A 329-nucleotide genomic window follows, 5' to 3' on the forward strand; every position below is an offset into this window, starting at 1 on the left:
CGCGCATCTGGCGGGGCAGCTGCCGGACTACATGGTGCCGGCGGCGTTCGTGCCGCTGGCGGAGTTACCGCTGACGGTGAATGGCAAGCTCGACCGCAAGGCACTGCCGGCGCCGGCCGACGATGCGTATGCGCGGGCGGCCTATGAGGCGCCGCAGGGCGCAGTCGAAACGGCGCTGGCAGAGATCTGGGCCGAGCTTCTAGGTCTGGAGCGGGTCGGTCGGCATGACCACTTCTTCGAGCTGGGCGGCCATTCGCTGCTGGCTGTGCGGCTGCTCAGCCGGCTGTCGCAGATTGCGGGTGTGGAACTGTCGCTGGCGATGCTGTTTG

1 protein-coding gene is annotated in these 329 nt (G+C 68.4%); it reads left to right on the top strand.

What is annotated here, in order from left to right; all coding sequences use genetic code 11:
• Positions 1–329, top strand: a 329-nt coding sequence (locus AB3X94_RS42045; protein ID WP_368614493.1) for a phosphopantetheine-binding protein, incomplete at both ends; no start/stop codon positions are given.

Origin of the sequence: Paraburkholderia sp. BR10923, from assembly GCF_040948765.1 — a bacterium.
GTDB lineage: Bacteria > Pseudomonadota > Gammaproteobacteria > Burkholderiales > Burkholderiaceae > Paraburkholderia > Paraburkholderia youngii.